Raw genomic sequence first — 23328 nt, 5'->3', positions numbered from 1 at the left:
CAAGAGATACACGACTTTCCCGCCCCACAACAGATGCCGAATCCATTGGACACCGCACCCCCGTCGGCCGACCATGAGGCGTGACGACCTACTCCGCCGTTCGCACCACCGGCATCTACTGCCACCCGGGCTGTAGCGCCACACCACTCGCGGAGAACGTGCAGACGTTTGAGCTGGCCGCAGCCGCTGAAGCCGCCGGATACCGGGCCTGCCTGCGGTGCCGCCCGTACCGGGTTGTGGGCAGCGTGGCCGACGAAGCACCCGAGCTGGTCTGCCGAGCGGTCCAGCTGATCCTCGCCGGAACACTCGACGCCGGCACCGAGACGGCCCTCGGCGCTCGGTTAGGCGTGTCCGTACGGCACTTGCGCCGGTTGTTCCACGATCACCTGGGCGTGACGCCGGACCAGTTCGCCCGGTCCCGGCGAGCGCATTTCGCCCGACGCTTGCTGGACGACACGGATCTCACGATCGCCGATGTCGCCTTCGCGTCCGGATTCGGGAGTTTGCGCCAGTTCAACCGCGCCATGCAGGAGGTGTTTCGCTCGCGGCCGCGGGAGTTGCGCGATCGCCGTCGCCGGAACGACCGGCTGGTGGCGGATGGCGGGCTCGCGTTGCGAATGCCGTTCGGGCCGACGTACGACTGGGACGCGATGCGCGACTTCCTGGCGGAGCGGGCGATTCCCGGCGTCGAGTCGGTCGAGGACGGGGTGTACCGGCGGACCATCGCGCTCGACGGCGCACCGGGCCTGCTTGAGATCGGGCCGGGCGGTGCCGATCACCTGATTTTGCGGGCGCATCTCCCTTATTGGGAAGGCGTAATCCATGTGGCCGAGCGGGCGGCACGGCTCGCCGGGATCGACTCGGGTGTGCCCGGAGTGTGGGGGCCGTTCGAGGTCGCGGTCCAGACCGTCGTCGGCGACCGCATCACGCTCGGACGGTTGGCCAGCACGTACGGCGAGCCGGTCGCGGGTCTGCCGTACGGCCTGACGCATGCCTTTCCGTCCGCGGAGGTGCTTGCCGACAGCAACGAGAACGAAACGGTCGTCGCCCTCGCCCGGGCCGTCGCGCGGGACGACGTACGGCTCGACGGCAGTCTGGCGCTGAACGACCTGATCGCCAGACTGGTCGCGATCCCAGGCGTGAGCGCCACGGCCGCCGACCAGATCGCGCTCCGCCTCGGCACCCTCAGACCAGTAGCTCGTTGAGCTCGCCGTAGTCCATGCCATTCTCGAGCCGCGTATAGGTGCCCTCCGCAAGCACTTCCCAGGCAGCGGCCGCCGCGAGCCCGTACGCCGCCTGCGCGATCGCGGAACCCACGCTGATCCGCGCGACGCCCAGGTCGATGAGCTCGGAAACACTCAACGCGCCGGGATGGACCATCACGTTGAGCGGAAGCGGTCCGCTCACGAGCACCTTGATCGCCTCGGCATCAACGACACCCGGCACGAAGAGCACGTCCGCACCGGCATCCGCGTAGGCGTCCGCCCGGTCCATCACCTCGGCCAACTGGCCCGATCCGCCGAGATAGACGTCCGTCCGGGCGTTGATGCACAGGTCCACACCCGCTGCCGCGGCGACGGAACGGGCCACGCGCAACCGATCAGCCTGAGCCGACGCGCCCAGCAGACCGCCTGACGCCGAATGCCGGTCCTCGAGGTTGATCCCGCCCACCCCGAGCGCGATCACGTCCGCGACGGTCGCGGCCACATCGTCGTACCCGGCCTCGATATCAGCACTCACCGGTACGTCGACCGCCCGCACGATCCGGGCGAGCGCGGCGAGGGCACTCGCGCGATCCAGACCACCACCATCCGGTACGCCGTACGCCCACGCGATCCCGGCACTGGTGGTCGCGATCGCCTTGGCCCCCGCCGCCTCGATCGCCGCCGCCGAACCCGCGTCCCACGCATTCGGCAGAACCAGCGGTCCTTCTCGATGTAGCGCTTGCAAAACAGCTGCGTTATCAGTCACCCCCCAAGCCTCTCCCCACACCGACCCGAAGTCTGGCCATATTCGGACGTGATGCCTTTTAGGTGGTCAGGGCCTCGATGACGGCAGCGCGGGCGGCTTCGTCGGAGAGGCCTAGCTCGCGGAGGACCTTCGCGGCGACGCCACCGGAGTCGCGGTAGAAGGAGAGCAGGATGTGCTCGGTGCCGATGTAGTTGTGGCCGAGCTCGAGCGCCTCGGCGACGGCACCTTGCAGCACGTGGGAGGCGCGCGGCGTCATCGGCGGTTCGCCCTGGACCTGGTTGGCGCCGGGCGGGATCAGCGCGGTGACGGCGGTACCGACGGCCTCTTCGGTGATGTCCGCGGCCGCGAGCACCTTGGCGCCGATGCACTCGGGCTCGGTGAAGAACGCGAGCAGCAGGTGCTCGGTGCCGATGTAGTTGTGGTTCGCGGCGACGGCGATCCCCGAGGCGGCCTCGACGGCCCGGCGGGTGCGCTCGGTGTAGCGGTCGAAGGCGGGCTGGCTGGCCCACGAGACGGCGAATCGCTTGTGCGCGGCCTGCTTGCTGACGCCGAGCACGGCACTGATCTCGACCCAGGACTTGCCGGCCGCGCGAGCCCGGTCGACGAAGTAGCCAAGGGCCGCGTCCCCGGTCGCGGTCAGCTCGCTGATCTCGGTCGCCGCCGTGGCGAGCTGGGCCAGCTCGTCATCGCTGCCGGCGTCCTGGCGGATGGTGTCTACGAGTTCCTGCAGGTTCGGTCCAGGTGTCATGTCGTCAACCCTAGGTTGACAGCCCGACCGCGTCAACCCTGGGTTGACGGCGAACGGGAAGCGGTTACACACAGTTGCCGTGGGCAACCGTCTCGGAGAGCAGGGGAAGTGACCCAGATTGTCCTTCTGTACAAGGCCTGTCAACGCCTGGCGGCGAGTTGCGGGCAATCTCGGGCAGATCTTCACGACACCTCGACGATCACTGTGGGTAAGTGCTCGTATCGATACCGCTCGGGGCCGGAAAAAGTGACTTGGGATGGGGACATTTTCGTGGCGAACGACAGACAGGCTCCACAGAGCGACTTTGCCGCCGTGGGGGGCGCACCGGCGATCGCGTCGGTGGTGGATCTCTTCTACCAGCGGGTGCTGGCCGATCCGCAGCTCGTCGGCTACTTCGCGGCGACCGATCTGACCCGGCTGAAGCGGCACCAGGTCCAGCTGGTCTCCCAGGTGATGGGCGGACCGGTGAGCTACGAGGGGCCTAGCCTGGCCGCCGCCCACGCCGGCCGGGACATCCAAGCGGACGACTTCGGCCGCGTGGTCGAGCACCTGATCACCTCGCTGCACGCGCACGAGGTTCGCAGGGACATCATCGACCGGGTCGTGGAGGCACTGGCGACGACCCGGGACGACGTCGTCGCGCACTGACCCGGATGGACCCGGACACACTGAAGAACAGCTGGGCGCTGGTCGCCAAGTCCGGTGACGAGGTCCCCCTGTTCTTCTACTCGCACCTCTTCCTCAGCCATCCCGAGCTCCGGGAGATGTTCCCGGTCTCGATGGCGGCTCAACGCGACAAACTCGTCGCGGCTCTCGGCGCCGTGGTCAGTAACGCTGACCAACTCGATCAGGTCACGCCCGTGCTGGCGCAGCTCGGGCGTGACCACCGCCGTTTCGCGGTCGTCGCCGAGCACTACTCCGCCGTCGGCGCCTCCCTGCTGGCGACCTTGCAACACTTCCTCGGCCCCGCCTGGACACAGCAGTTGGCAGCCGAGTGGGCGGCGGCGTACGGGCTGGTGGCGACGGTGATGGTCCAGGCCGCGGAGGAATCGGCAGAGACCAGTCCCGCCTGGTGGCCGGCGGAGGTGACCGGGGTCGAGCGCCGCACGCTGGACGTGACCGTGGCGCACATCCGTCCGGCCGAACCGCTGCCGTACCGGGCCGGGCAGTCGGTCGCCGTGGAGATCCCGCAACGTCCGCGTCGTTGGCGGTACTTCAGCCCGGCCAACGCGCCACGCTCCGACGGGTCGATCGAGTTGCACATCCAGCTGGTGCCGGGCGGCCAGGTCAGTAGCGCGGCGGTCCGGTCGTTGCGCGAGGGAGACACGATCCGCGTCGGCGCGCCGGTCGGCGAGGCGCTCGCACTACCCGCCGATGGGCGGGACCTGCTGATGGTGGCCGGCGGCACCGGGCTGGCGCCGCTGCGGGCGATGCTGGAGCAGCTCGACCACGGCTGGGGTGGTACGACGCCGAACGTGCACCTGTTCCACGGCGCCAGGATGCCGTGGAACCTCTACGAGCACACGCAACTCACCCGGCTGACCCGGCGGCCGTGGTTCTCGTACACCCCGGCCGTGTCCGACGACGGGTCCTATCCCGGTCAGCGCGGACTGGTCGGGACGGTCGCCGCGGCGTACGGCACCTGGGCCGATCGCGTCGCGCTGGTCTGTGGTTCGCCCGCGATGGTGGCGCACACCGTCAGCGAGCTGACCGCGGCCGGCCTGCCGGCGGCGAACATCCGCACCGAACAGTTCGTGGGGGGACCTCAGTGACACCCGAAGACGCCTTTGGCCGGAGACCCGCGCAGTCTCCCAGCACCATCCGCAATCACACCTTCAGCACCCGCCGGCGTGGGTTCGATCCGGCGGAGGTGACCGAATTCCTCGGCGATCTGGCCGAGCAGGTCGAGTACGCCGATGCCGACCGGGCCGCGCTCCGGGCCGAGCTGGAGCGGGTCCGCATCCGTAGCTCCGACGAGGAGGAGCGGGCGCACATCACCGCCCACGCGGTCGGGTTGCTCAGTCAGGCGCAGCAGATCGCGGACGACCTGGTCGCGGAGGCCGAGCAGTACGCGCGTGACCTGGTCGACGCCGCCCGGGACCAGCATCGCGACGTACTCAAACGGGCACACGATTCACTCGAGTCGGCCGTTCGCGCGGCCGAAGGGCCGTTGCCGCCGACCGCGGAGCTGGAGTACGTACGCACGTTCACCCAGGTCGCGCACGTCCAGCTGCGATCCGTCCTCGACGCCCTCGCGGAACAGGTCGAACGCCTCGGCCAGATGCCCGAGGTGCCGAAACCACCCGATCCCGACGTCGGCGAGATCGAATGGTGGACGGATCTCTCCAAGAACTAGTCCAGCAGGGCGTCGACGAATTGTTCCGCGTCGAAGGGGGCCAGGTCGTCGGCGCCCTCGCCAAGGCCGACCAGCTTGACCGGGACGCCGAGCTCGCGCTGGACGGCGATCACGATGCCGCCCTTGGCCGTACCGTCGAGCTTGGTCAGCACGATGCCGGTCACGTTGATCACCTCGGCGAAAACGCGCGCCTGGGTGAGCCCGTTCTGGCCGGTGGTCGCGTCGATGACGAGTAGCACCTCGTCCACCTCGGCGGCCTTCTCGATCACGCGCTTGACCTTGCCGAGCTCGTCCATCAGGCCGGTCTTGGTGTGCAGCCGTCCCGCCGTGTCCACGAGTACGACGTCCGCCTCGGACTCGATCCCGGCCTTGACCGCGTCGAACGCGACACTCGCCGGGTCGCCGCCCTCGGGACCACGCACGGTGTGGACGCCGACGCGCTCGCCCCAGGTCTGCAACTGGTCCGCCGCCGCCGCGCGGAAGGTGTCGGCCGCGCCGAGCACCACGGCCTTATCCTCGGCCACCAGAACGCGGGCCAGCTTGCCGACGGTGGTGGTCTTCCCGGTGCCGTTCACGCCGACCACCAGCACGATGGCTGGCTTGCCCACCCGCTGGACGTTCAGCGACCGGTCCATCGACGGGTCGACCAGCGCGACCAGCTCCGCGCGCAGCACTGCCCGGGCCTCTTCGCCGTTCGCGATGCCCTCGACCCGGACGCGGGTGCGCAGCCGCTCGACCAGCTCCTGGGTGGGCCCGACGCCGACGTCAGCGGTGATCAGGGTGCTCTCGATGTCGTCCCAGGTGTCCTCGTCGATCTTGTCGCTCGAGAGCAGCGCGAGGAGACCCTTGCCGAGCGAGCCCTGCGACCGGGCGAGCCGGGCCCGGAGCCGGACCAGCCGGCCCTGCGCCGACTCGGGCTTCTCGAAAACCGGGAGCTCGGTGTCTTCGAGCGTGCGGGTGGGCGTGTCCCGCGGCTCCTCGGCGTCCTCGCCGACCTGCGGCTCAATCGTGGCCCGGCCTTCTACAGCACTGGGCTCCGGTGCGGGCAGCTCCTGCGCCTTGTGGCGGCGGGAGACGACCAGTCCGGCGGACGTTCCGACGAGGATCACGGCGACCGCGATGATGGCGATCAGCACCTGATCGGTGAGCAGAGGAACAAGCTGAGGGGTCAACACGATCACCCATCCTTTCAGACGGCTGGGTGCTAGCTGAGATCCACCAGCTGATCCGCGTACGGGGCCTGCTCGGGGTGATGCGTCAGCAGCAGGATGCTGCGGTCCCCCGCGGCGGCGTACAGGTCGTACAGCAGGGCCTCCCCGGTGTCGGTATCAAGGTGTTCGGTTGGCTCATCCAGCACCAGGATCTCGAAGTCGGCCAGGAGCAGCCGTGCCATCGCCAGCCGCTGCCGCTCGCCCCCGGACAACCTGGCGCCGTGCTCCCCCACCATCGTCTGCAGGCCCTTCGGCAGGCCCCGGACGAAGTCGCCCAGTTTGGCCCGGTCTAGCGCCTCCATGAGCTCCTGCTCGGTAGCGCCCGGTCTGGCGATCCTGAGGTTCTCCTCGATGCTGGTGTCGAACACGTGGCTCTCCTGCGTCATGAGCCCCACAACCGTCCGTACGTCGTCCCCGGCGAGAGTGGTGACGTCTACCCCGCCCAAGGTCACAGACCCGGCACGAGCGTCTAGGAACCGCAGCAGTACGGCGGCCAGCGTGCTCTTCCCGGAGCCACTCGGCCCCGTCAGGACCATCCGTGAGCCTTCAGGCAACTCGAGATCTAGGTGTTTGAGTACGTCCGGCCCATCCCCGTAACCAGCCGTCAGACCGTTGATAGCCAGGTCCCGCCCACTCGGCACATCCGCAGGGCTTGCAGGCTCGACAACCGGGCTAGGCGCTTCCGAGACGGCCTCGACGCGTTTGAGGGAAGCTCGGACTCGCAGGGATAGCTGCGCCGCAAGCGGGACACCACCGAGTACGTCGGCCAGGGCGAGCGGGGTGAGCACTAGGACGGCAAATACCGGGCCGGAGACATCGCTCGCGCTGCCGAGGACCAACCCGGACAAGGTGGCGGCGCCGACGCAGACGACCAGCAGGGCATTACCGAGGCCCGCGCTCCAGGCCGACCTGCGCTCCGCCCAGGCCAGTCGTGCGTCCGCGCGGGCGAATTCGTCCAGCGCCCGGTCCACCGCGTCGTACGCGATCAGATCCGGCGCGGCCTGCAGAGTCGCCGTCGCCAGGGCGTACGCCTGACCACGGTCGGCCGCGACGTTCTTCTCGGCAGAGCGGGCTGCTGCGGCTGTAAGCCATGGCACCACCGTGCACGCGATGAGGACGGCCAGAGCAACGGCAAGACCTGCAGCCGGTAGAAGGATTACTACGAGGATGACCGTGGCAGTGGCGGTAATGGCGGCCACAAGCAGGGGTAGAACCACCCGCAACCACAGGTCGAGTACGGCGTCCAGATCCAGGACTAGCCGGGCAAGGAGGTCCCCACTGCTCAAGGTGCCGGCTTCCAGGCGAGCCGTCATCCGCGACCGGGCATCACCCAAGATCCTGTACGCCGCGTCGTGCCCGGTGAGCCTCTCGACGTACCTGAAGACGCCTCGGCCCACCCCAAACGCGCGTACGGCGACGATCGCCACCATCAACGTCAGCACGGGTGGTTGGGCCGCCGCCGTCGTGATCAACCACGCCGACGTCGCCAGCAATGCGACGGCACTCCCCGACGCCAACACGCCCGCCGCTACAGCAAGCGCCAACCGCCACTTCATCGCGCCACCGCCAACTCACGCGCGCCCACGGTCACTACGCGATCGGCTGCCGCCAGCAAGGCCGGGCGATGTGCCACGAGCAGTACGGTCCGACCACTCGCGCGTAGGTGTTCCAACACGGTCGCCTCGGTTTCTGCGTCCAACCCGGCAGTCGGCTCGTCCAGCAGCAGTACGGGCGCATCCGTGATCAAGGCTCGCGCCAACGCCACGCGACGCCGCTGGCCGCCCGACAGCGACCGCCCCTGCTCCCCCACGGCCTGGCCCGGGTCGAGCTCAACCGCGCCCGCCAGGTCCAGCGCCCGACGTACGTCCACGTCAGACGCCTCAGGCCGTCCCAACCGGACGTTAAAAGCGATATCCCCGTCAAGCAACACCGGCCGCTGCGGCACCCACGCAAACAACCGCCGCCACGCCCTCGCGTCGTACTCCCCCATTTCATGAGCCCCCGCAACAACGGAACCACTAGCTTCGACAAACCCCAGCAGCACAGCGAACACCGTCGACTTCCCAGCACCACTCCGGCCACTAAGCGCCACGATCTCCCCAGCGTCCAAATCCAGGTCAAACGCGTCCAGCGCCCGTGAAGCCCGATCCGGGTACTGCACGCTCACACTCCGCAGAGACAGCGGCAGCACCGGCAGATCCGTACGCGCACCACTAACCGGCACAGGCGTCTCCAGCACCCTGAAGACCTCCTCGGCCGCAGCAACCCCGTCAGCACTTGCGTGGTAGTGAACCCCCACCTGCCGCAACGGCAAGTACGCCTCGGGCGCAAGGATCAGAACCAGCAGAGCCGTCTCCAACCCCATATGGCCTTCTACTAAACGCAGTCCGACTCCAACCGCCACTAGCGCGACAGAGATACTCGCCAGCAGTTCAAGCACCAGCGACGACATGAACGCCAACCGGAGACTGGACATCGAGGCGACCCGATGGCGATCCGTGACTCGCCGTACGGAGATCGCTTGTCCCTTAGCCCGGCCAAAGACCTTCAGGGTGGTCAGCCCAGCAACCACATCCGCAAAGTGATGCGCCAGCACGTCCAGCGCGTGCGCCCGTCGCCGGCTATGCGCCTGCGTTGCAAGGCCGATCAGGATCATGAAGATCGGGATCAACGGCAACGTCACCAGCACAGTCCCGGCCGCGATCAGATCGGCCTGCGCCATCCAGATCGCCACCCCGACCGGAACCGTGCAGGCCAGCACAAGCTGCGGCAGATACCGCGCGAAGTACGGATCCAGATCATCCAGCCCTCGCGTGAGGAGCGTCGTGAGCGAACTGGTCCGCCACCCCGGCCCGACCTTCATCGCGTGTGCCAGCACCTGCCCCCGCAACGCCGACTTCACCGCCGCCGACGACCGCTGAGCCACCACCTCCTGCGACCAGACCAGCAACGCCCGCGCCACGATCGTTGCCCCCAGCAACCAGGCCGCCCGTTCCACGCCGTCCGTCCGACCACCCACCACGTCGGCGATCGCCTGCGCCAGCAGCACCGCCTGCACGATGATCAGCCCGCCGGTCGCGATCCCGATCACCACCGACGCGACCAGGAACACGCGGGCGGCGCGGGCCCGGCGCAACAACCTCGGGTCGAGTGGCTTCATGCGGCGACCATCACCCGCTTGCGGAACACCCAGTACGTCCACCCTTGGTAGAGCAGCACCAACGGCGTGAAGATCGCCGCGACCACGGTCAGGATCTTCAACGTGTACGCCGTCGAGGCCGCGTTCGTGACGGTCAGACTCCATGCCGGGTCCAGCGTGGACGGCAACACCGCCGGCCACATCGCCACGAACAGCGACGTCACCGCCAACGCGATCGCGGCCGCCGTACCCGCGAAGGCCCAGCCCTCACGCCTGACGCGATTCGCCACCAGCCCAGCCAGCAAAGCGACCAGCGCCAAAGCCGAAACGATGCCGGAAGCAACGGTCCCACGCAGCCCCAACGTCCACCCGAGCCACCCGGCCACCAGCACCACGGTCACGCCACCCGACAACGCGGCCACCCGGTTTGCCCTTAAGCGCAAGTCGTCCGTCGTACGCAAAGCCAGGAAGATCGCGCCATGCGTCACGAACATCGCCGTGAACGCGACACCGCCCAGTACGGCGTACAGGTTGAACTGGTCGGCCAGACTCCCGACGTACTCAAACCCAGCGTCAAGCGGCACACCCCGCACCTGGTTCGCGAACGTCAGCCCCCAGACGAAAGCGGGCAAGACCGAGCCGACCGTGATGACCCAATCCCAGCGATCCCGCCAGGCCAAATCATCGCGTTTGCCCCGGTACTCCAGCCCCACACCGCGGATGATCAGCGCGACCAAAATCGCCAGCAGGGGCAAGTAGAACCCGCTGAACAGCGTGGCGTACCACTCGGGAAAGGCCGCGAAGGTGGCACCGGCCGCGGTGATCAGCCAGACCTCGTTGCCGTCCCAGACGGGCCCGATCGTGGTGATGACTGCCCGGCGCTCGGGTTCGTTGCGGCCGAGCACGCGCAGCAGGATGCCGACGCCGAAGTCGAACCCTTCGAGCACGAAGTAGCCGATCCACAACACGGCGATCAGCAGGAACCAGACTGTGGTGAGTTCCATGACAGCCCTTTCAGTACGCGAAGGAGAGCGGCAAGGCCTGCTCGTCGGCCACCGGTTCGGGATCGACGTCCGGCAGCCCGGCCCGGATCGACCGGAACATCAGCTTCACCTCGACCACCGCGAGTACGCCGTACAGCAGGGTGAAGACGGCCAGCGACGTGATCACCTCCGCCGACGTCGTCCCCGGTGACACCCCGGCTGACGTCGGCAACATCCCGAACACCAGCCATGGCTGCCGCCCGGTCTCGGTGAAGATCCAGCCGAAGCAGTTCGCCACCAACGGCAGCAGCGGCAGCGGCAGGGCGGTCAGCGCGAGCCACTTGTTCGGCTCGCGGCCGCGGCGGGTGGCCCACAACGCCCAGACGGCGATCGCGGTCGAGGCCATACCGACCCCGATCATCAACCGGAAGGTCCAGTAGGTCAGCGGGATGTTCGGCTTGTACGACCCCGGTCCGTAGAGCTTCTCGTACGACTCCTGCAGCGGGTTGATGCCTTTGACTTCGCCGTCGATCGACCCCGTGCCGAGGAACGACAGCAGGTACGGCACCTTGAGCGAGAAGACCTCGCGGGAGCCGTCGAGCGTGCCGACCGTGAAGATCGAGAACGACGCGGGCTGCTCCGATTCGTACAGCGCCTCGGCCGCGGCCATCTTCATCGGCTGCACCTCGGTCATCACCTTGCCCTGCTGATCCCCGCTCAACGCGACGCCGGCACCCGCGATCAACACGGTGACAGCGCCGAGCCGCAGCGCCGTACGGAAGGCACCGACGTCGGTGCCGGGCCGGCGGAACAAGTGCCAGATCGCGACGCCGGCGACAAACGCGCCACCGACCATGAACGCGGCGAAGATGGTGTGCGGGTACGTCACCAGCACGACCTTGTTCGTCAGCACGGCACCGATATCGGTCAGCTCGGCTCGGCCGCGCTCGGCGTTGTAGCGGAAGCCGACCGGGTTCTGCATCCAGGAGTTGGCCGCGAGAATGAAGTACGCCGAGAGCTGGGTGCCGAGCACGACCATCCAGATGCACGCCAGGTGGACGCCCTTAGGGAGCCGGTCCCAGCCGAACATCCAGAGCCCGATGAAGGTCGACTCGAGGAAGAACGCGAGCAGGCCCTCCAACGCCAGCGGAGCACCGAAGACGTCCCCGACGAACCGCGAGTAGTCGCTCCAGTTCATCCCGAACTGGAACTCCTGGACGAGTCCGGTGACCACACCCATCGCGATGTTGATCAGGAACAACTTGCCGTAGAACTTCGTCAGCCGCAGGTACTTCTCCTTGCCCGTGCGGTACCAGGCGGTCTGCAACCCGGCCACCAGCGCGACCAGGGAGAGCGTCACCGGCACGAAGAAGAAGTGGTAGACGGTGGTGATGGCGAACTGCCAGCGGGCCAGATCGAGGGTGTCCACAAGAGCATCCTTCGGTTCGTCTACGACGTTACGTAGTAGATGCTAGCGGACATCTACTACGCGTTGTAGTTATACTCGTCACGTGACCGCCAATCGACGCCCACTCGGCGACCTCGAGCGACTCGTGATGGAGCAGCTCTGGGCCTCGCCCGACGCGCTGACCGTGCGCGAGGTGCACGAGCGTCTTACCGGTGAGCGCGACCTGGCCTACACGACTGTGATGACCGTGCTGGACCGGCTCGCGAAGAAGGCGCTGACCTCTCGCGAGCGCGACGGCAAGGCCTGGCGATACCGCGCGGCAGCGCCTCGGGAGGAGCTGGTGGCCGACCTGATGCGGGATGCGCTGGACGGCGCCGGGGATCGCCAGGCGGCCCTGGTCCGGTTCGTGGACCAGGTGAGTGACGAAGAGGCCGCGCTGCTTCGGGAGGCGTTGGCCCGGCTGGAGGCGCGGGACGGGTGATCACCCCGATCCTGCTCGCCGCTCTCGCCCTTGTGCTGGCTGGTCCGGCACCAGCGGTCATCGCCCGTTCGGAGTGGCCGTACCGGATTCCGCGTGCGGCTGTCGCGTTGTGGCAGGCGCTCGCGCTGGCCGCCGTACTGGCTGCTCTTGGGGCTGGGATCGCTCTGTCGTACTCCACGGCCGGTCAGCCCGGGCAGCCGCGGTTTGACCCGTCGTCTGGGCGAGACCTGGCTGCGGCCGCCGTACTGGCGCTCACGGCGCTAGTGGCGGTTCGACTAGCGTGGTCCGTCGCAAAGGTGGCAGTAGGGACTAGGGCCCGGCGGAAGCGTCACCGCGATCTAGTAGACATACTGGCGACTCCGGATGGACTTGTGCCGGGCCTGCGGGTACTGGCCGAGCGGACGCCGCTGGCGTACTGCCTGCCGGCTCTACGTGGCTCCCGGGTCATTGTGTCCGTGGGAGCGCTTGAGCGGCTGTCCGATGTAGAGCTGCGGGCAGTGCTCGCGCATGAGCAAGCGCACCTCCGCGCCAGGCATGACCTGGTGCTGGAGGCGTTCACGATGGTGCACACGGCGTTCCCTCGCTGGGTCCGGTCGGACCTGGCGCTAGAGCAGGCACGCACACTTGTCGAGCTCCTGGCGGACGACGATGCCAGACGCCGCAAAGGCCCGGCGCCACTCGCACGCGCGCTCGTAGCTCTTGCGGGATCTCCGGCGCCGGCGGACGGCCTGGCGGCGGCCAAGTCGGCCACCCTGCTCAGGGTCGAGCGGCTCACCTCACCGGCGCCGAATCACCCGCTGCTCGCCGCGAGCACCTATACCGGCGCTGCGGCGTTGCTGGTCCTGCCGACCGTGACGGTCGCAGTGCCAGTGCTACGAGCGCTTCTCACCGCCATTGGGTGATCTGTGCACTAAGACCCGAAGGTCGGCGAAGTCCTTGCCTTCACCGCGGGCCACTGCAAGCAGGACCATGGCGGCCAGAGCCAGAACGATGATCATGGTGACGACGAACGTCAGCATGTCGGTATCACTCCCCGTATTGACTGCGAATTACTCACTACGCAGGTACTACGATTTCAGTCACCGAGAAGTTCCGCAAAAACGGCGAGGGTCTCGGGCACGGACTTGCTCGTCGCGTTCACCACGACCTCGGTCCACGACCACCCCGGCACATCCGCACGCGACCAGCGCGGAGCGTTGATCTCCTCAACCGGCTTCGGCGCGTAAACGCGGAACGAGTTGCACTGCGGCGGCTCCGGAAAGACCCGGAATCCCTTGTCCGCAAGGCCTTGTGCGAGCTCCACCGCCCGCTCGTAGAACTCAGGCATCCGCGGCAGCACTGTGCGAAGGCCTTCGCGGGCCGCGACCGCATACGGCTCCATCGTGAACATGTTGCCGCCCAGCCGCCGCTGCCAACGCCGTACTTCCGCGACGAGGTCCTCGGGTCCAGCAAGCGCTGCACCGGCCAGACCACCCAGCCCCTTGTAGAACGACACGTAGACCGTATTAGCGAGTGCAGCCACTTCAGCCAGGTCACGCCCGAGGTACGGCGTACTCTCCCAAAGCCGCGCCCCATCCAGATGAAGCGGTACGTCGCGTCCAGCGCACGCCTCGGCGAACACGACCAGCTCATCCCAGGACGGCAGCAGGAACCCGGCATCCCGCAGAGGCAGTTCCAGCATCACTGCCGCGAGCTTGCCCGGTATGGCCGCCAGCTCGTCCGGGCGAGGCTGCCGCGGCTCACTGGTCATCCGCTCGGGCCGGAGACCGTGGACCTCCTCCAGCGCGTTCAACTCGTGCACCAGCGGGTGAGCCAGTCCGTGGATCGCCACCCGCTTGGAGCCGGACCTGTCGGCGTACGCCCGTAGCACCGCCTGCTGCGCCATCACGCCGGTAGGGAGGAAGACGGCCGCCGGTTTCCCCAATAGATCGGCGACCTCCTTCTCCAGCTTCCCCACCGCGCCACCGGCGCCATAGCGATCCCGCAGGTCGTCGTCGGTCATACCTGCGCCGATACCACTGTCTTGCCGTCGAGCGTGACGATCTCGACCGACTTCACCTGGCCAATCGGCACCAGCGCACCGCCACTGAACTTGCCGCCCTCGGCAGCCGCCTTGGGCGAGATGACCCAGCTCCCGGCGACGTACGACTTGCCGGCGGCATCGGTGACGCGCAGCTCGCACGCCGTCCCCGCCTTCATGCCCTTGATGTCGACGTCCACCCAGACCCAGCCGGCCCGCGGTTTCACCGAGGCGGCCAGCGTCGCGCCATTGCCCGAGCCGTTGCCCGTCCTCGTCCCCGGCACGGGCGTCTCGGTCGCCACCGGCGGCGTCGCCACCGGATCGACGGTCTGCCGCCCGATCAGCACACCACCAGCCAGCGCAGCCCCCGCGATCACGGCCACCGCGGCGGCCGCCATCCAGCGCGCGGGCTTGGCCGTCGGTTTCGACTCGTCGCGCACCTGGCGAAGCGTGCGCTGCAGCAAGAGGTCGCCACCTTCGGGCGGTCCGTCCAGAAAGGCCTCCGGCGGCACCTCGCCGAGGAACTCCTTCATCTCCGCCAGCTCCGCCACCTCGGCCCGGCAGTCGGCACACGTCGCCAGATGCTCGTCGACCTGCCGCGTTTCGGCCGGGTCCAGCGCGTCCAGCACGTAGGCCCCGAGCAGCGTGTGATCCAGCTCGTGCGTGCTCATCGGGCCACCTCCCCTGCGCCGACACCGCCGAGCACGCCCCGGAGGGCCCGCAAGGCGTAGTACGACCTCGATTTCACCGTACCGGGCGGAACACCCAGCACGGTCGCCGCCTCCGCGACCGACCGGCCACGGTAATAGATCTCCACCAGCACATCCCGATGCTCCGGCGACACCTGATCCAGCGCGTCCAGCACCACCAGGGTGTCGACGACCGCCTCCGAGTGGTCCCGCTGCACCGGCGGCGTACTGGGTGACTCGGCCACCTCGGTCGGCCGTGCCGCCTTCGCCCGGGCCCGATCGGTGACCAGGTTCCGGGCGACGGTCAACAGCCAGCCCCGGACCGAGCCCTTCGACTCGACCAGGTCATCGGCATGCCGCCAGGCCCGGACCAACGTCTCCTGCACGACGTCCTCGGCGGCGGCGCGATCGCCGGTCAGCCGGGTCGCGTACGCGAGCAGGGCACGCCCGTGTTCGTCGTACAGCGAGCGGATCAGGGCCTCGTCACCACCCGGCTCACCCGTTCGGGACCAGCGGTCCGTCCTGCCCACCGCTGTCCTCCTGGGATCGTCTGCCAACGCCGTCGTTCGCACCTTGGCTCGTACCTTAGGTGATGGCCGGACGATCCCGACACTGAGCATGCCCGTGGTCATTTTGGATATGGGAGCTGGACTTAGTAGCTGTACGACGAGGTCTCGCCAGTGCCCGGCGCCTTCTCGGCGGTGATCTTCTTGCCATCGGGACCGACGACCCACCAGATCCCACCGACGGCCTGGCCATTGACGTCACCGGCCTTGGCGTCGTTCGCGAAGTAGTAGAGCGGCAGCCCTGCCAGCGTGACCTGTTTGCTGCCGTCGGTCCGGGTGACCGTGCCGACCAGGGACGCGTCGATCCCCTCCACCTGCGGGGCGGCCGAACCGGCCTTCAGCACCGGCCACTTCGCCTCGCACTCCCCATCACAGTTGGACTTCGACGGGTTGGCGGTGTCCTTGTCGAACACGTACAGCGTCTTGCCCGCACCATCCACGACGATGTCGCCGAACTTGTCGGACTTCGCCGTGGCGAGCTTGGCCTCCGCACTCTGCCCGGCGGTGCTTTGCGTCGTGCTGGTTCCGCCCGCCGGCGCGTCATCGCCACAGGCGGTCAACGCCGTCAGTCCCAGAACGGCCGTACCGATGACAACAGCGAAGCGCTTCATGGGTGTTCTCCCTCGAATGTGGTCCCGCCCACCGCGGCGACCCTTCAACACCCACCACACGTCGCTCCTGCCGCCCCGGTTCAACTACAACCTCGATTGCGGCGGGGACTCTGCGGGTACCCGGATGGAATGAACGACCAAAGGACCACGCCTGGAACACGCCGGGTGGTGGTTGTCGGGATCGACGGCTCTGCCCAGTCCCGGGCTGCGCTGCACTGGGCGATCGGGTACGCCCAGCAGGCCGGCGCGGAGGTGCAGGCCGTCGCGGTTTGGCATCAGCCGCTGCAGTTCGGCGCCGGCGCGATGGAGCCGGTTTCGGACCAGGACTTCGAGGACGAGGCACGTGCTTGGCTCGCCGAGGCGGCGCCGTCAGGAACCGACGCGTCCGGCGTACAAGTGGACACGCACCTCCGACGAGGAGAGCCCGCCGCGATCCTGCTCGAACACGCGTTGCGCGCGGATCTGCTGGTCGTCGGCAACAGCGGCCGCGGCGGACTGGCCGGCGCGATCGTGGGCTCGGTCGCCCTGCGCGTCGCGCACCACGCCCGCTGCCCGGTCGTACTCGTCCCGGTGCCGCCGACGATCGACGACACCCCTCCGAGATAGCTACGCGGGTTCGTGCTCGCGAAGGCGTTGGCTGATGACGGCGGAGACGCCGTCGCCGCGCATGGAGACGCCGTACAGGGCGTCGCCCACCTCCATCGTGCGCTTCTGGTGGGTGATGACCAGGAGCTGGCTGGTTTCGCGCAGCTCTTCGTAGATCTGCAGCAGCCGGCCCAGGTTGGTGTCGTCGAGTGCCGCTTCGACCTCGTCGAGGATGTAGAACGGCGACGGGCGGGCCTTGAACAGCGCGACCAGGAAGGCCACCGCGACCAGTGAGCGCTCGCCACCGGAGAGCAGCGAGAGGCGCTTGACCTTCTTGCCCGGCGGGCGGGCTTCCACGTCAATGCCGGTCGTGAGCATGTCGCTCGGGTCGGTCAGGACCAGGCGGCCCTCACCACCCGGGAACAGCCGGCTGAAAACGTGCTCGAAGGCGACCTCGACGTCTCGATAGGCCTCGGTGAAGACCTGCTCGACGCGTTCGTCGACCTCCTTGACGATGTCCATCAGGTCGCGACGGGACTTCTTGATGTCGTCGAGCTGCTCGGACAGGAAGCGGTGCCGCTCCTCCATCGCGTCGAACTCCTCCAGCGCGAGCGGGTTGATCCGCCCGAGCTGGTTCAGCGCGCGCTCGGCCGACTTCAGCCGCTTGGCCACCTTGGCGCGGTCGAACGGCTCGCCCTCGAGCTCCAAACCGGGCTGCGACGGATCGGCGTCCGGCGAAGGCAGCGGCGGAACCAGCTGGTCCGGCCCGTACTCCGCGACCAGCACGTCCACCTCGGTGCCGAGCTCGGTCAACGCCTTCTCGTACAGCTGCTCGAGCCGCATCTTCTGCTCGGCCCGGGCCAACGCATCCCGGTGAACCGTGTTCGTCAGCTGCTCGAGGTCCGACGCGAGCGAACGCGACTGCGACCGGGCCTGCGCCAACTGCTGCTCACGCCCAGCCCGCTCGGACTGGATCGCGGCGCGCTCGGTGGCGGCCAGTTGCAGCGAGTGCTCCAGCCGGGCCAGCACGTGCCCGGCAGCAAGATGTACGGCCTGCGCGGCCTCTGCCTGGCGAGCGCGTCGCGCCGCGCGAGCGATCGCACGGGCGCGGGCCTCGCGCTCCTGGCGGGCGGCCTTCTCCAGCGAGTCGGCGCGCCCGGCCAGAGCACGCGCGCGCTCCTCGGTCGTACGCAGCTGCAGGCGGGCCTCCATCTCGGCGGCACGGCCCTGCTTGGCCGCCTCGGCGAGCCGGTCACGGGCGTCCGTGTCGGGCTCGTCGCCATCCTCGTCGGAGAATTCCTCGGCCTCGTTGAGCCGGTTCTCCAGGTCGGCCAGCCCCGCGAGATTGCGATCGCGCTCGGCCGCGGCCGCTGCGATCGCCTCGGCCATCCGGTTGGCCTCGCCCTTGGACGCCTTCGCCAGCGAGCCGAAGTGCGCGAGCTGCTCGGCGACGGCGGCCATCGCGGCGTCCGACTCATGCAGCCGGGCCAGGGTGATGTCGACGGTCTGCTTCTGCGACTCGCGCTCTTGCTCCAGCGCCGCCAGCTCGAAGCGAAGGCGCTCGCTGCGGGCGGTGGCCTCGACCAGCTTCTGCGAGGCCTCGTCCACCGCGGACTGGACCTCGATCAGGCTCGGGGCCGCGTCGGAGCCGCCGTACGCGAAGTGTGCGCCGAGCACGTCGCCCGCGCGCGTCGTCGCGGTGATGTCCGGCAGGGCCCGCACCAAGGCGAGCGCGGCGGGCACGTCCTCGACGACGGCCACCTTGCGCAGCACGCGGCGGAGCGCGGGCCGGAGGTTGTCCGGGCAGTCGATGACGTCGACCGCGTAGTGAACGCCGTACGGCAATTGCGGCCAAGTGGGACCGTCGTCCGCCGGGGCATCGCCGAGCAGCAGGCCTGCCCGGCCGAGGTCGTGCTCCTTGAGGTGGCCGACAGCGTGCACGGCGGCGTCGGTCGAGTGGACGGCGAGAGCATCCGCCGCCTCGCCCAGCGCTGCCGCGACGGCCGTCTCGAAGCCCGGGCGAACCGACAGCAGTGCGGCGACCGTGCCCATCAACCCGGTGACCTGCTCGGAGGCGGCCAGCAGGGCGCCGGCCCCATCCTTGCGGTTGAGGCCGATTTCGAGGGCTTCCTTGCGGGCGGCCAGACCGGTTCGTTCCCGCTCGGCGTCCCGCTCCTCGGCGCGGAGCTTGGTGAGGCGCTCCTCCAGGTCGTCCAGCACGGCCTGGGCGCCTTCGAACTCGGCGTCGAGCCCCTGCTCCCCCGCGTCCAGCCCGGCGACCTGGGTCTCCAGGGCGGTGAAGTCGTGCTGCGCCTTCGCGGCCCGGGCCTCGGCCTCGTGACGGTTGGTCTCCAGCCGGCCGATCTCGGACTCGGCGGCGGCCGCGCGGGACTTCAGCGCGTTCACCTGGCCGGTCAACCGGGCCAGCCCCTCGCGGCGATCGGCCGCGGCGCGGATCAGCGAGGCGATCCGGCGTTCCTCTTCGGCGTGCTGGCCTTCCAGCGTCTGGCGGCGCTCGACCGCCTCGGCCAGCGCCTCCTCGTGCGCCTCGACCTCGGCCTCGATCACGGCCTCGGTCTCGCGAACGCGGGCCGCTTCCAGCTCGAGCTCTTCGGGGTCGCGGCCGCTGCGGGCCTCCTCGGCCCCTTCGTTCAGGGTGCGGATCCGGTCGGCGGCGATCCGGGCGGTGCCCTTGATCCGCTCGCCGAATCCGGACAGCTGGTACCAGGTGTCCTGGGCGGCCTGCAGCGCGGGCGCGTCAGTGCTGAGCGCGTCCTCGAGGGTGGCCTCCATCTCCCGGGCCTCCCGCAGCGCGGCCTCGATGGTGGCGCGGCGCTCGGTCTGGGCGGCCTCGTCCTTCAGCTCGGCCTCAAGCGCGGACTGGGCCTGGACGATGTCGTCGGCGAGCAGCCGGGACCGGCCGTCGCGCACCTCGGCCTGGATCGTGACGGCCCGGCGGGCCACCTCGGCCTGGCGGCCCAGCGGCTTCAGCTGGCGGCGGATCTCGGTGATCAGGTCGCCGAGGCGGTGCAGGTTGGTCTCGGTGGCCTCCAGCTTGCGGATGGCCTTTTCCTTGCGCTTGCGGTGCTTGAGCACCCCGGCGGCCTCCTCGACGAAGCCGCGGCGGCCCTCGGGAGTGGCGCGCAGGATCGAGTCGAGCTGGCCCTGGCCGACGATGACGTGCATCTCGCGGCCGATACCGGAGTCGCTGAGCAGCTCCTGGATGTCGAGCAGCCGGCAGTTCTGCCCGTTGATCTGGTACTCCGAGCCACCGTTGCGGAACATCGTCCGCGAGATGGTCACCTCGGAGAAGTCGATCGGCAGCGCGCCGTCACTGTTGTCGATCGTCAGCGCGACCTCGGCCCGGCCGAGCGGCGCGCGCCCCGACGTACCGGCGAAGATGACGTCTTCCATTTTGCCGCCGCGCAGCGACTTCGCGCCCTGCTCGCCCATCACCCAGGCGAGACCGTCGACGACGTTCGACTTGCCGGACCCGTTCGGACCGACGATGCAGGTGATCCCCGGTTCGAAATGCATAGTCGTCGCCGAGGCGAAGGACTTGAATCCGCGGAGCGTCATGCTCTTCAGATACAAAGCGGAGCTCCCAACCCGTGTAGAGAACAGACAATACCGACCGAGGGCACCGAGATCCGGTACCCGGGCGGGGTTGGGGAAGGTGCGTCAAACGGCGGAGGCCCGAACAGGACCTCCGCCGGCCAAACGGACGGCGTTACTGAGACCGCCTGGTCGTCAGACCGAGGCAGGAGTCTGCAGAGCCTCGTCGACGGTCAGGAGACGGCCATCGTGCACCGCCGCGACCAGATGATCGTTCTCTGCCTGAAGTCGCATCACGTGCGCTTCCAGGTCGGCGACACGCCGGTTGAGCAGACGAACCTGCTCCAGCATGCGCGGGTCAGTGCCTCCAAGATGCCCTAAAAGAGCCTTGGCCATTGTGCTGTCCTCCGGAAGGGGTCTGGCAAGGGCGCCCGGCCTGATCGGTCCGGGTGCGGGAATGGGTGCCGTCTTTCAGGGTGACACCGCCTTGGCGGCCGGTCAACCTGCCGTCGGGTGAGTTGCCGAACACTTTGCACACCCGGAGAGTTAACCGACGGTTACCACCGTGCGTTACGGGGTGCGGGCTGGCATTTCGGGCATCGGAAGGATGAGCGATTCATGAACGCCTCGCGCCGGATCGGCCGGCCGCAACGCTGACAGGGAGAACCCTCCTGGCCGTACACGGCGAGGCCGCGTTCGAAATAGCCGGATTCCCCATTCACGTTGACATACAGGGCATCGAAGCTGGTCCCGCCGACGTCGAGCGCGGCGGCCATCACCTCATGGGCATGGCGCAGAATCTCCCGTATTTGCACGGGCTTCAAGGAAGCTGTAGCACGCGCGTAGTGCATTTTGGCGCGCCATAATGCCTCATCCGCGTAAATATTGCCGACCCCACTGATCAGGGCCTGATCCAGCAACGCCCGTTTCAGTCCGGTACGGCGCTTACGCATACCGGTCACGAACAGTTCGGGATCGAACAGAGGATCGAATGGATCGCGAGCGATATGCGCGATCTCAGCGGGTAATTCGGCGCCACCCTCGCTGTACGACAATCCGCCGAACATGCGCTGGTCCACGAACCGGACCTCACCGCCATCGTCCTCGAAGCGGATCCGCACCCGCAGGTGCTTCTCGTCGTCTGCACCAACCGGCTGGACCCGGAACTGCCCGCTCATGCCGAGATGGGTCAGTACGGCGTCGCCGGACGCCAACGGCAGCCAGAGGTACTTCCCGCGCCTCGCGGGTGCCAGGAACTTCTGGCCCGCGAGGCGATCGGAAAAGTCAGCCGGTCCGGCGAGATGCCGGCGCAACGGCCGGGGATGCAGCACCTCGACCGAACTGATCGTCCGGCCGGTGGTGAATTCCTCCAGTCCGCGCCGGACGACCTCGACCTCGGGCAGCTCCGGCACGTCAGCCGGCTGCTTGCCCGTCGAGGTCGCCGCTTTCCGGGTGGGCTGCCCGAAGGGCCTTCCACGCGGTCTCGGCGGCCTGCTGCTCGGCTTCCTTCTTGCTCTTGCCGATGCCGTGGCCGTAGGTGTCGGAACCGATCCGCACCCGCGCCTCGAACGTCTTGGCATGGTCCGGGCCGGACTCGGAGATCACATACTCCGGGATCCCGACACCGAGCTGCGCGACGAGCTCCTGCAGGCTGGTCTTCCAGTCCAGTCCGGCACCAAGCCGGGCGGAAGAGGCCATCAGGTCGTCGAACAACGTGTGCACGACCCGGCCCGCGACCTCGAAGCCACGGTCCAGGTACACGGCACCGATCAGCGCTTCCACGCAGTCGGCCAGGATGGACGACTTGTCCCGCCCACCGGTAGCCTCTTCGCCGCGACCCAGGCGCAGGTACTTGCCCAGGTTCAACTCCCGGGCGACGCCGGCCAGTGCGCGCATGTTGACCACAGCGGCGCGCAGCTTGGCGAGGCGTCCCTCGGAGAGGTCCGGATGGGTACGGAACAAGGACTCCGTCACGATCACGCCGAGCACCGAGTCACCCAGGAACTCCAGGCGCTCGTTGGTCGGCAGCCCGCCGTTCTCATACGCGAATGAGCGATGGGTGAAGGCGTGCTCCAGCAATTGGTCAGCCAGCGATACGCCGAGCCGCTGGTTCAGCTCGGCGTAGAGCCCCGTCTCGTTGGCAGAGTTCAAGATCGCAGTATCAGATCTCGACGACCTGGCGACGCTCCGCCTTCGGGCCGTACTGGCCACAGGAAGGGCAGACCGTGTGCGGCAGGTGCTTCGAGCGGCAGGCGGGGTTCACGCAGGTGACGAGCTGCACGGCAGTGGCCTTCCACTGAGCCCGGCGGCTTCGGGTGTTGCTGCGCGACATCTTCCGCTTCGGAACGGCCACGGTTATGACTCCTCGGTTCGGCCGTGGTCTCGCGACCCGGCCGGCTGGCTGACACTGTTGTCTTGGTCTTGCTCATGCTGCTGCGGTACCAGGCCGGCCAGAGCCGACCAGCGGGGATCGACGCCATCCTCATGCCGATGTTCCGGTTCGTCCGCCAGGCGCGCCCCACACTCGGGGCACAGTCCCGGACAGTCGTCCGTGCACAACGGCTGGAACGGCAGTGCGAGCACCACCTGGTCCCTCAACGCCGGCTCGAGGTCGATCAGATCGCCCTCCATCCGGCTGGCCTCGTCGGGCTCGGCTTCGCTCTCGGGATAGACGTACAGCTCCTGAACGTCGGCGAGGAACTCGTCCTCGATTTCGGTCAGGCACCGTGCGCACTCCCCCACCAGGCGGCCAACGGCCGACCCGGTGACGAGCACTCCCTCGACAACCGCTTCCAGCCGAAGATCGAACTGGATGGGGTCACCTTCGGGAACACCGATCACGTCGATGCCGAGATCAGCCGGCGCCGCAGCGACAAAGGACACCTCACGTTGGGATCCAGCACGTCTGCTCAACTCATGCGTATCGAGCACGAGTGGTGACTTTGGATCCAAGACGCTCAGGGTGTCCTCTCTCGCCAGGGGCAGGCAAAATCTCAGCCTCATTG

General features: G+C 68.4%; 25 protein-coding genes. 7 read left to right on the top strand and 18 right to left on the bottom strand.

Features of this window, described 5'->3' with window-relative positions:
- Positions 1-80: 80 nt before the first annotated feature.
- Positions 81-1205 carry a helix-turn-helix domain-containing protein gene (locus OG394_RS39360; protein WP_328992463.1) on the top strand — a complete coding sequence of 375 codons (1125 nt, stop codon included), beginning with the start codon at positions 81-83 and terminating at the stop codon, positions 1203-1205.
- On the opposite strand, the gene OG394_RS39355 is transcribed toward OG394_RS39360, so the two are convergent.
- Positions 1186-1971 (bottom strand): isocitrate lyase/PEP mutase family protein, encoded by a 786-nt coding sequence (locus tag OG394_RS39355; RefSeq protein ID WP_328992462.1) that lies wholly within the window; start codon positions 1969-1971, stop codon positions 1186-1188. The two genes, OG394_RS39360 and OG394_RS39355, sit on opposite strands and share 20 nt — an antisense overlap.
- Positions 1972-2029: 58 nt before the next feature.
- Positions 2030-2719, bottom strand: coding sequence for a Clp protease N-terminal domain-containing protein (locus tag OG394_RS39350; protein ID WP_328992461.1), 690 nt, complete (start codon positions 2717-2719; stop codon positions 2030-2032).
- 312 nt (positions 2720-3031) lie between these two features.
- Here OG394_RS39350 and OG394_RS39345 point away from each other — a divergent pair, with 312 nt between their 5' ends.
- The 3 genes from OG394_RS39345 to OG394_RS39335 are packed head-to-tail and all read left to right on the top strand — an operon-like array spanning position 3032 to position 5075.
- On the top strand, positions 3032-3367 hold the full coding sequence (locus OG394_RS39345; RefSeq protein ID WP_328992460.1) for a group I truncated hemoglobin: 336 nt from the start codon (positions 3032-3034) through the stop codon (positions 3365-3367).
- A 5-nt stretch (positions 3368-3372) separates the two neighbouring features.
- A complete protein-coding gene (locus OG394_RS39340; protein ID WP_328992459.1) occupies positions 3373-4491 on the top strand; it encodes a globin domain-containing protein in 1119 nt (372 codons plus the stop codon).
- Positions 4488-5075: a DivIVA domain-containing protein gene (locus OG394_RS39335; RefSeq protein WP_328992458.1), complete on the top strand. Its 588-nt coding sequence runs from the start codon at positions 4488-4490 to the stop codon at positions 5073-5075. Before OG394_RS39340 ends, OG394_RS39335 begins: the two co-directional genes overlap by 4 nt.
- On the opposite strand, the gene ftsY is transcribed toward OG394_RS39335, so the two are convergent.
- Genes ftsY through OG394_RS39310 form a run of 5 tightly spaced genes read right to left on the bottom strand, consistent with a single transcriptional unit; the run spans position 5072 to position 11837 of the window.
- Positions 5072-6250 (bottom strand): signal recognition particle-docking protein FtsY, encoded by a 1179-nt coding sequence (ftsY, locus tag OG394_RS39330; protein ID WP_328992457.1) that lies wholly within the window; start codon positions 6248-6250, stop codon positions 5072-5074. The two genes, OG394_RS39335 and ftsY, sit on opposite strands and share 4 nt — an antisense overlap.
- Positions 6251-6279: 29 nt before the next feature.
- Positions 6280-7842: a thiol reductant ABC exporter subunit CydC gene (gene cydC / locus OG394_RS39325; protein WP_328992455.1), complete on the bottom strand. Its 1563-nt coding sequence runs from the start codon at positions 7840-7842 to the stop codon at positions 6280-6282.
- Positions 7839-9446 carry a thiol reductant ABC exporter subunit CydD gene (gene cydD / locus OG394_RS39320; RefSeq protein WP_328992453.1) on the bottom strand — a complete coding sequence of 536 codons (1608 nt, stop codon included), beginning with the start codon at positions 9444-9446 and terminating at the stop codon, positions 7839-7841. The genes cydC and cydD overlap by 4 nt, the downstream gene beginning before the upstream one ends.
- Complete coding sequence (gene cydB, locus OG394_RS39315) at positions 9443-10429, bottom strand: cytochrome d ubiquinol oxidase subunit II (protein ID WP_328992452.1); 987 nt, start codon at positions 10427-10429, stop codon at positions 9443-9445. Before cydB ends, cydD begins: the two co-directional genes overlap by 4 nt.
- A 10-nt stretch (positions 10430-10439) precedes the next feature.
- Positions 10440-11837, bottom strand: a complete 1398-nt coding sequence (locus OG394_RS39310) for a cytochrome ubiquinol oxidase subunit I (RefSeq protein WP_328992451.1) — start codon at positions 11835-11837, stop codon at positions 10440-10442.
- Positions 11838-11919: 82 nt separating this feature from the next.
- On the opposite strand from OG394_RS39310, the gene OG394_RS39305 reads away from it, so the two are divergent.
- Both OG394_RS39305 and OG394_RS39300 read left to right on the top strand, forming a co-directional pair.
- On the top strand, positions 11920-12297 hold the full coding sequence (locus tag OG394_RS39305; protein WP_328992450.1) for a BlaI/MecI/CopY family transcriptional regulator: 378 nt from the start codon (positions 11920-11922) through the stop codon (positions 12295-12297).
- Positions 12294-13199: a M56 family metallopeptidase gene (locus tag OG394_RS39300; RefSeq protein WP_328992449.1), complete on the top strand. Its 906-nt coding sequence runs from the start codon at positions 12294-12296 to the stop codon at positions 13197-13199. The genes OG394_RS39305 and OG394_RS39300 overlap by 4 nt, the downstream gene beginning before the upstream one ends.
- Here the strand turns inward: OG394_RS39300 and OG394_RS39295 are convergent.
- The 5 genes from OG394_RS39295 to OG394_RS39275 all read right to left on the bottom strand — a co-directional run bounded on the left by OG394_RS39295 (position 13170) and on the right by OG394_RS39275 (position 16183).
- Entirely contained in the window at positions 13170-13316 is a 147-nt protein-coding gene (locus OG394_RS39295; protein WP_328992448.1) for a hypothetical protein, read from the bottom strand. The two genes, OG394_RS39300 and OG394_RS39295, sit on opposite strands and share 30 nt — an antisense overlap.
- A 56-nt stretch (positions 13317-13372) precedes the next feature.
- A complete protein-coding gene (locus OG394_RS39290; RefSeq protein WP_328992447.1) occupies positions 13373-14299 on the bottom strand; it encodes a threonine aldolase family protein in 927 nt (308 codons plus the stop codon).
- A complete protein-coding gene (locus OG394_RS39285) occupies positions 14296-14988 on the bottom strand; it encodes an anti-sigma factor family protein (RefSeq protein WP_328992446.1) in 693 nt (230 codons plus the stop codon). The genes OG394_RS39290 and OG394_RS39285 overlap by 4 nt, the downstream gene beginning before the upstream one ends.
- Entirely contained in the window at positions 14985-15536 is a 552-nt protein-coding gene (locus tag OG394_RS39280; protein WP_328992445.1) for a sigma-70 family RNA polymerase sigma factor, read from the bottom strand. The genes OG394_RS39285 and OG394_RS39280 overlap by 4 nt, the downstream gene beginning before the upstream one ends.
- Positions 15537-15658: 122 nt before the next feature.
- Entirely contained in the window at positions 15659-16183 is a 525-nt protein-coding gene (locus OG394_RS39275; protein WP_328992444.1) for a hypothetical protein, read from the bottom strand.
- A 129-nt stretch (positions 16184-16312) separates the two neighbouring features.
- Here OG394_RS39275 and OG394_RS39270 point away from each other — a divergent pair, with 129 nt between their 5' ends.
- Positions 16313-16789: a universal stress protein gene (locus OG394_RS39270; RefSeq protein WP_328992443.1), complete on the top strand. Its 477-nt coding sequence runs from the start codon at positions 16313-16315 to the stop codon at positions 16787-16789.
- Here the strand turns inward: OG394_RS39270 and smc are convergent, their stop codons facing one another.
- The 6 genes from smc to OG394_RS39240 all read right to left on the bottom strand — a co-directional run bounded on the left by smc (position 16790) and on the right by OG394_RS39240 (position 23326).
- The gene (gene smc, locus OG394_RS39265; RefSeq protein WP_328992441.1) at positions 16790-20347 is read right to left on the bottom strand and encodes a chromosome segregation protein SMC; all 3558 of its coding nucleotides are present in this window, start codon (positions 20345-20347) and stop codon (positions 16790-16792) included.
- A gap of 171 nt (positions 20348-20518) precedes the next feature.
- Positions 20519-20719 carry a hypothetical protein gene (locus OG394_RS39260; protein ID WP_328992440.1) on the bottom strand — a complete coding sequence of 67 codons (201 nt, stop codon included), beginning with the start codon at positions 20717-20719 and terminating at the stop codon, positions 20519-20521.
- Between the two features lie 161 nt (positions 20720-20880).
- Positions 20881-21735, bottom strand: coding sequence for a bifunctional DNA-formamidopyrimidine glycosylase/DNA-(apurinic or apyrimidinic site) lyase (gene mutM / locus OG394_RS39255; RefSeq protein WP_328992439.1), 855 nt, complete (start codon positions 21733-21735; stop codon positions 20881-20883).
- A gap of 1 nt (position 21736) precedes the next feature.
- Entirely contained in the window at positions 21737-22474 is a 738-nt protein-coding gene (gene rnc, locus OG394_RS39250) for a ribonuclease III (RefSeq protein WP_328992438.1), read from the bottom strand.
- Positions 22475-22484: 10 nt separating this feature from the next.
- The gene (rpmF, locus tag OG394_RS39245; protein WP_328992436.1) at positions 22485-22676 is read right to left on the bottom strand and encodes a 50S ribosomal protein L32; all 192 of its coding nucleotides are present in this window, start codon (positions 22674-22676) and stop codon (positions 22485-22487) included.
- 2 nt (positions 22677-22678) lie between these two features.
- Positions 22679-23326, bottom strand: coding sequence for a YceD family protein (locus tag OG394_RS39240; protein WP_442914261.1), 648 nt, complete (start codon positions 23324-23326; stop codon positions 22679-22681).
- Between the last annotated feature and the right edge of the window lie 2 nt (positions 23327-23328).

The sequence above is a fragment of the Kribbella sp. NBC_01245 genome, assembly GCF_036226525.1.
Lineage (GTDB): Bacteria > Actinomycetota > Actinomycetes > Propionibacteriales > Kribbellaceae > Kribbella.
Note: the sequence above shows the minus strand (reverse complement) of the source record. Positions and strands in the feature narration are given on the sequence as shown.